Annotated in this window: 11 protein-coding genes; 9 read left to right on the top strand and 2 right to left on the bottom strand. The window is 46.8% G+C overall.

The window, feature by feature from the left end:
- Nucleotides 1–9 precede the first annotated feature (9 nt).
- The 5 genes from GKG41_RS03455 to GKG41_RS03435 all read left to right on the top strand — a co-directional run bounded on the left by GKG41_RS03455 (nt 10) and on the right by GKG41_RS03435 (nt 6,737).
- Nucleotides 10–1,698, top strand: a complete 1,689-nt coding sequence (locus GKG41_RS03455) for an ATP-binding protein (protein WP_154257090.1) — start codon at nt 10–12, stop codon at nt 1,696–1,698.
- Nucleotides 1,699–1,711: 13 nt separating this feature from the next.
- On the top strand, nt 1,712–2,413 hold the full coding sequence (locus GKG41_RS23855) for a LytTR family DNA-binding domain-containing protein (RefSeq protein WP_154257088.1): 702 nt from the start codon (nt 1,712–1,714) through the stop codon (nt 2,411–2,413).
- 94 nt (nt 2,414–2,507) lie between these two features.
- A complete protein-coding gene (locus tag GKG41_RS03445) occupies nt 2,508–4,463 on the top strand; it encodes a lysozyme inhibitor LprI family protein (RefSeq protein WP_154257086.1) in 1,956 nt (651 codons plus the stop codon).
- A gap of 14 nt (nt 4,464–4,477) precedes the next feature.
- Nucleotides 4,478–6,571: a serine/threonine-protein kinase gene (locus GKG41_RS03440; protein ID WP_154257084.1), complete on the top strand. Its 2,094-nt coding sequence runs from the start codon at nt 4,478–4,480 to the stop codon at nt 6,569–6,571.
- 25 nt (nt 6,572–6,596) lie between these two features.
- Nucleotides 6,597–6,737, top strand: a complete 141-nt coding sequence (locus GKG41_RS03435; protein ID WP_154257077.1) for a hypothetical protein — start codon at nt 6,597–6,599, stop codon at nt 6,735–6,737.
- Between the two features lie 67 nt (nt 6,738–6,804).
- Here the strand turns inward: GKG41_RS03435 and GKG41_RS03430 are convergent, their stop codons facing one another.
- Nucleotides 6,805–7,803: an N-acetylmuramoyl-L-alanine amidase gene (locus tag GKG41_RS03430; RefSeq protein WP_154257076.1), complete on the bottom strand. Its 999-nt coding sequence runs from the start codon at nt 7,801–7,803 to the stop codon at nt 6,805–6,807.
- A gap of 273 nt (nt 7,804–8,076) precedes the next feature.
- Between GKG41_RS03430 and rpsL the strand changes: the two genes are divergently transcribed.
- The 4 genes from rpsL to tuf all read left to right on the top strand — a co-directional run bounded on the left by rpsL (nt 8,077) and on the right by tuf (nt 12,682).
- Complete coding sequence (gene rpsL, locus GKG41_RS03425) at nt 8,077–8,493, top strand: 30S ribosomal protein S12 (RefSeq protein WP_072850306.1); 417 nt, start codon at nt 8,077–8,079, stop codon at nt 8,491–8,493.
- Between the two features lie 246 nt (nt 8,494–8,739).
- Complete coding sequence (rpsG, locus tag GKG41_RS03420; RefSeq protein ID WP_207650920.1) at nt 8,740–9,210, top strand: 30S ribosomal protein S7; 471 nt, start codon at nt 8,740–8,742, stop codon at nt 9,208–9,210.
- Between the two features lie 14 nt (nt 9,211–9,224).
- The gene (gene fusA / locus GKG41_RS03415; protein ID WP_154257075.1) at nt 9,225–11,342 is read left to right on the top strand and encodes an elongation factor G; all 2,118 of its coding nucleotides are present in this window, start codon (nt 9,225–9,227) and stop codon (nt 11,340–11,342) included.
- 146 nt (nt 11,343–11,488) lie between these two features.
- Nucleotides 11,489–12,682, top strand: a complete 1,194-nt coding sequence (gene tuf, locus GKG41_RS03410; RefSeq protein ID WP_072850312.1) for an elongation factor Tu — start codon at nt 11,489–11,491, stop codon at nt 12,680–12,682.
- 3 nt (nt 12,683–12,685) lie between these two features.
- Here tuf and GKG41_RS03405 read toward each other — a convergent pair whose 3' ends face one another.
- On the bottom strand, nt 12,686–12,823 hold the full coding sequence (locus GKG41_RS03405; protein WP_154257074.1) for a hypothetical protein: 138 nt from the start codon (nt 12,821–12,823) through the stop codon (nt 12,686–12,688).
- Nucleotides 12,824–12,901: the final 78 nt, after the last annotated feature.

Genomic DNA, 12,901 nt, shown 5'->3' with positions numbered 1-12,901 from the left:
AGGAAATAGATGAGTGGATATCAATTATTAGCAGGCGGGGCCGTGGCTCTCATTAATGTCTTAACTTCCCTGTATCTTTTTGCCTATATAGAAAATTACAGGGGGAACCGCAGGTGGGGCAGATGGGTGACTGGAGGCTATATCGCTTTGTTTCAGATTTTCTGCAATCAGGGAACAGTGACGCATGTAAGCTTGGCCGCAGCTTTGATTATCGCAGATACTGTTATTATGTTTTTGCTCCTCACGGCATTTACCTGGGATGGATTCCGGAATTTTTTGTTATATAAATTCTACGATGGGATCTCAAGCATCGTGTACTGGGTTCTCTGTATGCTTTTTTTGACAGTGACCGGCAGAAATGTCTTGATTTTTACAGATTCAGGAGACGTATCTCCCCTGTGGGGCGCGGGTGCGGTGTTTTTGCTGCTTTCCTTGGGGACAGTGGTTATCTGCTGTAAGAACAGAGTGTTTTATAAAATAAAAATTAAGGTGATCGAGGTATTATTCCTGCTCCAGGTTTTTATGATTGCCATAGTGATAGCACTGGATATGAAGAGTATGCAGCGCAACCTGATTATGGATGTGATTTTTTTTGGTATGTGTACGCAGATCCTTTATACCTATCTGGGGTTCCTCTGGAGCAGGAGGGCAGGGAAGAGGCGAGAGAATGAAATCCTTCAGGCCAGCCTTAGGGAGCAGTCCCGCTACTATCAGGAATACTATCAGTCCCAGGAATCTATAAAAAGAATGCGCCATGACCTGGCCAATCATGCTGCGGTGATTGACCGCATGGAAAAAGCTGGGGAGTATGACAAGGCATCTGCATACCGGGAACAGCTGGTGCAGGCCCTTGACAGGGCAGTAGAGTCTGTGAAGCAGGTGTCCCTGGCCCAGAAAAAAGAGAAGCCTGCAGTCAGCAGATGGGAACGACCGGTCAGGGATATATCCCTGATTGCCTGTCTTCTCAGTTTTGGCATTCTGGTCGCCTTAATTGTGAGCGGGCGCTACCTGATATGGATCTGTATTTTTACGCTTGTGATGCTTTTTTTAGCCAGTGTTTATGCCATGCTTTTTTACCATGAGAAGCAGATAGAAAGGGAAAATGCCTGGCTCAGACAGCAGCTTATGCACTGGGAAGAAGGTCATCAGGAATTTGAAGAGCTGGCAGAGCAGGTGCGCAGTGTCAGGAGGTGGCTGCAGCAGAGGAGAGAGGGATATGAAAGGGAATTGCTGGAACAGTGCGACGCGGCCATAGATGAGGGAATCACGGGCAGCTTTCCGGTGGATGCCATGCTTTATTCCAAATTGGAGCTGTGCAGAAAGTATCGTATTCTGACAGATATACAGGTCCTTCTTCCGGAGAAATCTCAGATGGAGGATATACATACAGTGGGGCTTCTGGGCAATCTTCTGGACAATGCCATAGAGGCCTGCAGGAAAGGGCCTGCAGGTTCCGGGTACATTTATCTGAGAACCGCAGTGCAGGCTAATTTCTGGGAAATAAGAATTGACAATTATACAGAGAATGAGGGATATTCCTCTATAGAGAATCATTTTGCCACTACAAAGGAAGACAAAGAAAATCATGGGCTTGGAATGAAGATTGTGCGCAGTATGGTGGAGAGGTACGATGGCGTACTTCAGGTTGAGGAGAAGGACCATATGTTTTCTGTAACAGTAATGGTTAAGATATATTAGAGGGGATGAAAGTGTGAAGAAATTTGCGATTTGTGATGATGATGCTGAGGTGACCGAAGGATTAAAAGAGAAGGTCATGGAGATATATGAGGGTGAGGCCCAGATTGCTGCATTTCAGCGTGCAGAAGACCTTATTCAATGGCTGAGGGAAGAGAGTGGGGATGTCATCGCTGTTTTTTTAGATATAGAGCTGAACAACGAAAATGGGATAGACACCGCAAAGAAAATAGAAGATTTTTGTGCGGAGATTCCTATTATTTTTATAACAGGATACATTAAATATGTACAGGATATTTTCCGGGTCCGCCCCGTGGCGCTGCTTTTGAAGCCTGTGGAAGAGCATCGGCTGAGAGATGCTCTCAGGAGGTGTGAGGAAGTCAGGGAAAAGGAAAAGAAGAATATGGTGACGCTTCATATTAAAGGGGTTCTCCATCAGCTGGACAGCAGAGACATTGTCTATGTGGAAAGTGATAAGAGAATCCTGTACATATACGAGAGAAATCAGATCTATAAAGTATATATGAAGCTGGACGAGCTGGAAGCTATGGAACTTCCGGGCTTTCTTAGATGCCATAAGAGTTATATGGTTAATATGAATTATATTAAATATCTCTCTGCAGAGGGCATTATCTTAAAATCAGGCAAAAAGGTACCCGTGAGCAGATCGAAGTATCAGGAGTCGAAGGAAGCCTTTATGAAGTACTTTAAACTATAAGAAATTTTGTCTAAAGTGACGGAGAAAAACATGATATAATTACAGCACAGACAGAAGGTAGGTAAACGTTACAGGCAGAAAGGAGTTGTCTACTATGAGATGTCCCAAGAAGTGGAATAAAAAGCTAATTCTTCCGGTAGGGATCGGGGGTACCTGTATGGTGCTGGTAATTGTACTGGGAGTGATTTGGGGGGTGAATCAGACAAAGGCCGGCCACCTTCAGGAAAAGCTGGATCTGGGAAATAAATATCTGGATGAGATGGATTACGATCAGGCCAAAGCCGCATTCGACGATGCTGCAGATATTGATCCTTCCAATGCAGATGCTTATGTGGGTCTGACCAAGGCCTGCCGGGGGCTGAAGGATGAGGAAGGTGCTAAAAAGATGATTACCATAGCGATGGAAAAGATTGGTGATCTGCCCGAGGAGGAAAGAGCGGCAGCCGGAGAGATACTCTATGCGGAGGCGGAAACTATATACGCGGAGACAGAGGATCCCAGAGGGGCAGATGCTTTAAAGCAGTGGGCGGATGACAATAAGATTCCTGTTAAACCGTCAAAGCCGTCAGACACCCGGGATGAGGAGACAGATAAGGATAAGCCTGCACAAGAGGCCGGAACAGAGACCAAACCATCAAAGCCTCAGGCAGAGGACCCCCATCAGGTTTACATGGACTATGTAAAAAATACCCTAAGCACTCAATTCTCATTCAGTGAGATGAAGGGAGCCACTGCTGAATACCCTAATCTTGAGGCCCTGGGAACACAGGAAGAAGTAAATAACTTTACCACATATACAGAGGAGTACCAGAAGACCCTGAAGGTTCAGGGGGGAATCCTGGGAATTGCCTATGCAGATATGGATAACGACGGGGCAGATGAGATGGCAGTGCTCTATACCCGTCAGATTCCGGAAGAATACCAGTATAACTGGCTGCAGGCTGATATCTACAAGGCAGTGGATGGTCAGGTGAGAAAGCTGGAGGGAGAGGAACTGAGGGTTCCCTGCAGGAATACCTTCCCCAGTGAGGGGAACAAGGAAAAGGTGCAGGCGTTCTTAAAGGTGAACAGCGGAATAACCTACCTTGGATTTATCAGCCATACATATGGCGTGTACGGAACAAGCGGAGAGCGTACGGCCTTCACCCAATTCCTTCTGGGGACGGTAGAGAATGGAAAAGTGGTCTGCAGACTGCACCTGGAGGAGGATACGGGAGTGTACCTGAGGGATATACTGGCAGAGAAAAGGGAGAAGGCAGCCGCTGCTTCTGATGACCAGGGAGCCTATGTACAGGGGAAACTTCTTGTGGATATGATGAGTGACGGCAGCGCAAATGTAAAAGACAGACTTTACCAGGAACTCTCCCCTTACGGATTTTCCTCTTCTTGGATGGACAGTTATTTCGAAGAGATGCAGAGGAAAAAGCTGGCTGCGGAAAATGGGATACTGGCATCTCTGGAAGAGGTAAAATCACCCAATCCCTTTGAGGAGAAGCTCTCAGGAAAGGAGAAGGATACCACGGACCTTGGGTCTGTAACAACAGAGGTTACCGGATACAGTCAGGCGCGGCCGGCATTTGCGGTAGTTCAGTTTGACAGCACGGATGAGACAAAACTGGCAGAGAACAAAGAGAAGTATGGCTTTGATAAATCAGTTACAGCGGGCGCACCGGCTGCAGGAACACTGAAGAAGCAGTATCAGGAGGAGATTGCGCAGATTGAGAGCAAATGCAGTGAAATATACACGGATCTTCAGACGAACAGTTACTCCAATGCAGAGATGGGGCAGAAGTGCACAGAGATCTATAATTTATGGGACGGCGAACTGAACAAAGTTTATCAGGAGCTTATGAACCATATAAGCCCTCAGGAACAGGAGGCCTTGAAGTCTGAAGAGAAGGCCTGGATTGAGAGTAAAGAAGATGCCGTGGAGGCGCTTCGGGAGGAATATCAGGGAGGCACCATACTGGTAACTGAGGTACCGGGCAAGATGGCCCAGATGACAAAAGAGAGAGTATATGAACTGGCAGACAGGCTGCCGGAAACATAAGGGAAGAAGAAATTATGCTGGAACGTATTTCAGACACATATGACATAATTGGAAAGATCGGCGCCGGGAAGGGCGGCACGATCTATAAAGCCTATCACAAGCGCCTGCAAAAGGAGGTTGTGCTTAAAAAGATCAACAGCAGTATTCTGGGGTTCAGAGACAGCAGAATCGAGGCGGATATTCTGAAAAACCTGCGTCACTCCTGTATTCCCCAGGTGTTAGATTTTCTGGAGATAGACGGGGATGTGTACACTGTGATGGATTTTATTCCCGGTCATTCCTTTCAGGAATATCTGGATAAAGGACGGACATTTTCCCAGAAGCAGGTAGCAGAGTGGGCTGTGCAGATATGCTCTACCTTAAGCTATCTTCACAGCAGGAAGCCCCCCATAGTGCACAGCGACATTAAGCCGGCCAATATTATGCTCACCCCTGAGGGAAATATCTGTCTGATTGACTTTAACGTATCAGCAGTGCTGAACGGACAGGGCACCAGAGTGTATGGCTACAGTCCAGGCTATGCAGCCCCGGAGCTCATTGCCGCTGCAAAGCACAACCGCTCTGTGAACGAAAAAAGTCAATACCGCACCGTAGACGCCCGTGCGGACATCTACAGCCTGGGAGCAACGCTCTATCACCTTATGACAGGAAGGATCCCTGCCAGACGGCCGGGCGATATCAGAGACATCAGGGAGTACAGAGCACCTCGGGGAGAAGCCCAGGGGCCGGGAGAGCGGCGCGGACAAGACAATGTCTCAGGTACGTCTGTGACAATCAGCGAGGTATTTGCCGGCATAATAATGAAATGCCTGGAGGCAAGGCCGGACCGGCGGTTTCAGAGCGCTTCAGAGCTTCTTTTGGCCATTCAGGGTATGGGAAGGCAGGATAAAAGGTATCAGAGGCTGGTCTTCCGCCAAAGAGTAATCTACGGAGGCCTGGGGGCGGCCTTTTTGCTGTGCGGAGGCCTTACGGTCAGAGGAAATATCCAGATGGAGCAGGATAAAGCGCGCCAGTATGAAGGCTATATAAAAGAGGCATCCCACAGCATTGAGGAAGCAGACTTTGAGAATTTTGAAACGCTCTATCAAAAAGCACTTAAGGTATTTCCCCACCAGATTGACGCTTATTATCAGAAAGCAGTGGCCCTGAATGCCCAGGGAGAGTATGAGGAAAATATTTTGTATATTACAGGCACAATTCTTACAGACAGCAGGCTTCTGGAACAGGATGAGATGCTGGGCAATGTGTACTATCTGCTGGGGAACGCCTATGAACACACAGAGAAATATCCCGATGCGGCAAGAAGCTACGAAAAGGCCATCCGTGCGGATAGCCGCAACAGTGACTATTATCGGGATTATGCCATCGCACTAGCCAAAGAGGGAGATCTGGATGCTGCAGGGAAGGCGTTGGATGAGGCAGAGGAGAACGGGGCAGACAGCGGGGATCTGATTTATGTGAAGGGCGAGATTGCGTTTCAGAAAGAGGATTATACAGCGGCGAAAGAGTATTTTGTGCAGTGTCTGGAAGCAGCGTCGGATGACTATACCCGTATGCGCGCCGGCGTGATGGCCTGCCGGGCCATTGACAGCGCAGGAAAAGACGAGGAAGGGTGCCGGGAGAAAATTGCTTTGCTGGAAGAGACAAAGGCAAGTTTGCCTGCCGGGGAGCAGGTGGCGGTGCTGGAAGGGCTGGCTCAGGCATATATGGACATGGCAGAGTACAGCCAGGATAACACATATTTAGAAAAGGCGGCAGATACGCTGCTGAGTATCAGAGACAATGGCTGGGGGACATACACTACAGATGAGAACCTGGCAGCCTTATACCGTCAGCAGAAGGAATTTGACCTGGCGGAGGAGGAACTGGAACGCATGCTGGAAACATACGGGGAAGACTACCGCATCTATAAAAACCTTGCGTTTTTGGAGGCCGATCGGCAGGGAGAAAAAGAAAACAGCCAGAGAAGCTACCAGAAGTTTGGCCAGTACTATGAGAAGGCGGAGGAATTATACCGAAAGCAGCTGGATAATAATGAGACGGATCCTCAGATGAAGCGCCTGGAGGAACTCCACCAGCAGGCGGTGAAGGGCGGATGGATAACCTGAGAGGGATCGGGAAAGCGGGGTATATATGGCAATTACCACAGGAACGATTATGTTTTACGGCGGGATAGCGGGAATGGCGCTATGCCTTCTGGGTACGGTTGTACTGCAGAAGATATTTAAAAGACAGAGAAAAAGACTGCTGGAGGATATCCGGCAGGAAGAGTGAATAAAAACACCGGAGCAGTGGGGCGTGTTATCCCCGGCTCCGGTGTTTTTATTATAGGTATAATGAATTACTCCGTAAAATACTGATCCACGCCGTCGGCTATACCTTCTGCCATCTGATACTGCATAGCTTCGTCCGCCATCCTGGCGTCATCCTCCGGATTAGACATAAATCCCATTTCGACGATGGTAACAGGGATTGTACACCAGTTGATGCCGCTCATATTATCCACTTCCATGACCGAACGCTTTTTGAATCCCGTGGCGGCACAATAGCAGTCCAGTACATCTCCGGAGAGCTTCTGAGAGGCAGCGGCGATATTACTGACATAGGGATTTCCGGAGGTGGGCGCCATGGTGAGCGCGCCGTTCACGGAACTGTCGTCAGAACCGTTGGCATGAATCCGCAGAAAAATCTCCGCGCCGGACTCATTGGCAATCTGGGCTCTCTCTGCGTTGCTGATATTCACGTCGTTGGTTTCCCGTATCATGATTACTTCATACCCTCTTGCCTGAAGCTCGTCTCTGAGTTTCAGGGAAACCTGAAGATTCAGCTCATACTCTTGCAGGCCAGATACACTTCCGCTTGTTCCGGACGCGACCTTTGCCTTGGTTTCGCCGGCTCCCGGTCCGATGGGCTCCTGCTCGCTGTTCCCCTGGGCCTGATGCCCGGCATCAATCGCCACGATATGACCGTTTCCCTCAGGCTGAGGGGGACTCGCCGGCTGTTCCTGGGGATCCGGTGTCTGGGGCTCGGGTGTCTCCTGGGTCTGGGAAGGTGTTTCTTCGGATACTTCAGGAGGGGTGGCTGTTATGGTTTCGGGTTCTTCTTCCTTCTTTGGGGTTTCCGGTATATCGGCATTCTCCTGGGCGTCTGACAGGGCATCGGCGTCCTCGTTCTCCGAGAGAAGTGTATTCCCGGCATCGGCATTTTTGCTGCGGGAATCTCTGCTGCTTCCGGTAAGCTTTGGAATAAGAAGAAAGAGAACAACTGCCAGCACTGCAATTCCCAGCACTGCACAGAGAATAACTACATTTTTAGGCCTTTTCTGTGGCGATTGATCCATAGGTACCTCCAATTAAACGTTTTGTATTTGTGCTTCTTATTTTATAGTATTCAGGCGCAAGCGTCAACAATCTTGGGAAAATCAGGCCTTCTAAAGAAAATTTTACAAGAAATTCCTTGACACGACTTGCCGCAAAAGCTATAATACATAAGTGCGCACGGAATTACACGCTAGTCGTGCGCCCAAAAAAGGTTTTTATTCACAGGAATAACAACCAGCAGCCACAATATTCCAAAGAATTTAGGAAGAAAATAATACAGGAGGTGAATTGGAATGCCAACATTTAATCAGTTAGTAAGAAAAGGAAGACAGACATCTGTAAAGAAGTCTACTGCACCGGCACTTCAGAAGAGCTTCAACTCTTTAAAGAAGAAATCCACAAACATGTCATCACCACAAAAAAGAGGTGTATGTACAGCAGTTAAGACAGCTACCCCTAAGAAGCCTAACTCAGCGCTTAGAAAAATCGCCAGAGTACGTCTTTCCAACGGTATTGAAGTAACAAGCTATATCCCAGGAGAAGGTCATAACTTACAGGAGCATAGCGTTGTTCTGATCCGTGGCGGCAGGGTAAAGGATTTACCAGGTACCAGATATCATATCGTACGTGGAACCCTTGACACTGCAGGCGTTGCTAATAGAAGACAGGCACGTTCTAAATACGGTGCTAAGAGACCAAAACAGAAATAATAAACCGAAGGCCAGAAAAGCACTGGTAATACGGACTAACTAATTAAACAAATCAATAGAATCACAAAATGCTATCATTTGTACCGGGATTCCAGAAGAACCTAGCGGTGGCTGCGGGTTTATCGATAGAGAATTTACCGAGTGCGAACACATAGTAGGTGTGCATACGCCATGTGAGTACCTATGATTTAATCAAAAGCAGATGAATTCTGCTATATCAATGGAATGATTAAGGAGGGAAGTAACGTGCCACGTAAAGGACATACTCAAAAAAGAGACGTTTTGGCAGATCCTCTGTACAACAACAAGGTAGTTACCAAACTTATCAACAACATTATGTTAGACGGTAAGAAGGGTGTAGCTCAGAAGATTGTATACGGAGCATTCGCTAAGATTGAAGCAAAAGCTGAAAAACCAGCATTAGAAGTATTTGAAGAAGCTATGAACAATATCATGCCTGTACTTGAGGTAAAGGCAAGACGTATCGGTGGAGCTACCTACCAGGTACCTATCGAAGTAAGACCTGAGAGACGTCAGGCGTTAGCACTTCGTTGGATTACATTGTACTCCCGCAAAAGAGGAGAAAAGACAATGGAAGATAGACTGGCTAATGAGCTTTTAGATGCTATGAACAATACAGGAGCATCTGTAAAGAAGAAAGAAGACATGCATAAGATGGCAGAAGCTAATAAGGCATTTGCTCATTATAGATTCTAAAGGAGGAAAATCCATTGGCTGGAAGAGAATATCCATTAGAGAGAACCAGAAACATTGGTATTATGGCCCACATTGATGCGGGTAAGACCACTCTGACAGAGCGTATCTTATATTATACCGGTGTTAACTATAAAATTGGAGATACACACGAAGGTACTGCTACCATGGACTGGATGGAACAGGAGCAGGAAAGGGGTATCACAATCACTTCAGCCGCTACAACTTGCCACTGGACTTTACAGGAAAACTGTAAGACTAAGCCGGGTGCTCTGGAACACCGTATCAATATTATTGATACTCCGGGACACGTTGACTTTACAGTAGAAGTTGAGCGTTCACTCCGTGTATTAGACGGCGCTGTCGGTGTCTTCTGTGCAAAGGGTGGTGTTGAACCTCAGTCTGAAAACGTTTGGCGTCAGGCTGATACCTATAACGTACCCAGAATGGCATTCATCAATAAGATGGATATTCTGGGAGCTGATTTCTACAATGCAGTAGATCAGATTAAGACAAGATTAGGTAAAAACGCAATCTGTCTTCAGCTGCCAATCGGCAAAGAGGACGATTTCCAGGGAATCATTGACCTGTTTGAGATGAAAGCTTATATCTATAACGATGAGAAGGGCGAAGATATCTCAATCACAGACATTCCCGAAGATATGAAGGATGATGCAGAACTGTATCATACAGAATTAGTTGAAAAAATCTGTGAGCTGGACGACGACCTGATGATGGAATACCTGGAAGGGGAAGAGCCATCGGTAGAAAGCCTGAAAGCGGTTCTGAGAAAAGGAACCTGCGAATGTGCCTGTATTCCGGTTTGCTGCGGTACTGCTTACAGAAACAAGGGTGTTCAGAAACTGCTGGACGCAATCCTTGAGTTTATGCCGGCTCCTACAGACATACCTGCAATCAAGGGTATAGACCTGGATGGAAACGAGATCGAGAGACATTCTTCCGATGACGAACCATTCTCCGCGCTGGCATTCAAGATTATGACAGACCCATTCGTTGGTAAGCTGGCATACTTCAGAGTATATTCCGGTTCTATGAATTCCGGTTCTTACGTATTAAATGCTACTAAGAATAAGAAAGAACGTGTTGGCCGTATCCTTCAGATGCATGCCAATAAGAGAGCTGAGTTAGATAAAGTATTTGCAGGAGATATTGCAGCCGCTATCGGTTTCAAATTCACAACTACTGGCGATACTATATGTGATGACCAGCATCCCGTAATTCTTGAGTCTATGGAATTCCCCGAACCAGTTATCGAGCTGGCAATCGAGCCTAAGACAAAAGCAGGACAGGGTAAATTGGGAGAGGCTCTTGCAAAACTTGCTGAGGAAGATCCAACCTTCCGTGCACACACAGATCAGGAGACAGGACAGACAATCATCGCCGGTATGGGTGAGCTTCACCTGGAAATCATCGTGGACAGACTTCTGCGTGAGTTCAAAGTGGAAGCAAACGTAGGTGCTCCTCAGGTTGCTTACAAAGAAACCTTCACTAAATCTGCGGATGTTGACAGCAAATACGCAAAACAGTCCGGTGGACGCGGACAGTACGGACACTGTAAAGTTAGATTCGAGCCTATGGATGCCAACGGTGAAGAACTGTACAAGTTTGATACTGCGGTTGTGGGCGGTGCCATTCCGAAGGAATACATCCCTGCAGTAGGCGAGGGTATCGAGGAAGCTATGAAGGCCGGATCTCTGGGAGGTTTCCCTGTTGTCGGTATTCATGCTACCGTGTACGACGGTTCTTACCATGAAGTTGACTCCAGTGAAATGGCATTCCACATTGCCGGTTCTCTGGCATTTAAGGAAGCGATGCAGAAAGCCGCTCCCGTACTGCTGGAGCCTATTATGAGAGTCGAGGTTACTACTCCGGAAGACTACATGGGTGATGTTATCGGTGATATCAACTCCCGTCGTGGCCGCATCGAGGGTATGGACGACATCGGCGGCGGCAAGATGATTCGTGGATTCGTTCCGCTGGCTGAGATGTTCGGCTATTCTACAGACTTGCGTTCCAGAACACAGGGACGAGGCAACTACTCCATGTTCTTTGACAGATATGAGCCAGTACCGAAGTCTGTACAGGAAAAGGTTATTTCTGCAATAGGGAAATAATCCCGTTTTATCCTATAACTTGTTAAATTTTCCTTGCAAATATCCCTGTTTTGCAATATAATCAAGGATAGCAGGTTCAGTAGTAAAATAGCGAAAAAAAACAATTTGCCCAGAGGGGCGCATATGTATTAAGGAGGACATTCAAAATGGCTAAAGCTAAATTTGAAAGAAACAAACCGCATTGTAACATTGGTACCATCGGACACGTTGACCATGGTAAAACAACCTTAACAGCTGCTATTACAAAAACTCTTCACGAAAGATTAGGTACAGGTCAGGCTGTTGCTTTCGAAAATATCGATAAAGCTCCCGAAGAAAGAGAACGTGGAATCACTATCTCTACAGCTCACGTTGAGTATGAGACAGAAAACAGACATTACGCACACGTTGACTGCCCAGGACATGCTGACTACGTTAAGAACATGATCACTGGTGCTGCTCAGATGGACGGTGCTATCTTAGTTGTTGCTGCTACAGACGGTGTTATGGCTCAGACAAAAGAGCACATCCTGTTATCCCGTCAGGTAGGTGTACCATATATCGTTGTATTCATGAACAAATGTGATATGGTAGACGACGAAGAATTACTTGAGTTAGTAGACATGGAGATCCGTGAGTTACTGAACGAGTACGAATTCCCAGGTGATGATACTCCTATCATCCAGGGTTCCGCTTTAAAAGCTCTGGAAGATCCTCAGAGCGAATGGGGAGATAAGATCCTTGAGTTAATGAAAGCTGTTGACGAATGGGTTCCAGATCCTCAGAGAGATACAGACAAGCCATTTATCATGCCTGTAGAGGACGTATTCTCTATCACAGGACGTGGTACAGTTGCTACAGGTAGAGTAGAAGCTGGTACTCTGCATGTATCTGAAGAAGTTGAAATCGTTGGTATCAAAGAAGAGACACGTAAAGTAGTTGTAACAGGAATCGAAATGTTCCGTAAATTACTTGACGAGGCTCAGGCTGGTGATAACATCGGTGCGCTGCTTCGTGGTGTTCAGAGAACTGAAATCGAAAGAGGACAGGTTCTCGCAAAACCAGGTTCCATCAAATGCCATACAAAATTTACCGCTCAGGTTTACGTTCTGACAAAAGATGAAGGTGGACGTCATACTCCTTTCTTCAACAACTACAGACCTCAGTTCTACTTCAGAACAACTGACGTTACAGGTGTTATTGAATTACCAGCTGGTACAGAAATGTGCATGCCTGGCGATAACGTAGAGATGACAATCGAACTGATCCACCCAATCGCTATGGATCAGGGTCTTACATTTGCTATCCGTGAAGGCGGACGTACTGTAGGATCAGGACGTGTTGCTCAGATTATTGAGTAATTATTAATTATTCGTAAAATCAAGGCTTCCGAGGATTTCCTCGGGAGCCTTTTTGTAAATCTGAAAACCAAGGGATTCCTTTGTACCCATGCAGGGAGCACCTTTTATATAGTCTGCAAAATTGTATTTCAGCTCTCCCATAGAGACGCACCTCAGATGGACTTGCTTCTTTTAGCAAAGAGGTGTATACTATATCTAATTGTTTGTTCGTGAAGAAAG

It is taken from the genome of Lactonifactor sp. BIOML-A5 (assembly GCF_009677585.1).
Lineage (GTDB): Bacteria > Bacillota > Clostridia > Lachnospirales > Lachnospiraceae > Lactonifactor.
The sequence above is the reverse complement of the archived record's forward strand: the minus strand, read 5'-3'. Positions and strand labels throughout refer to the sequence as shown.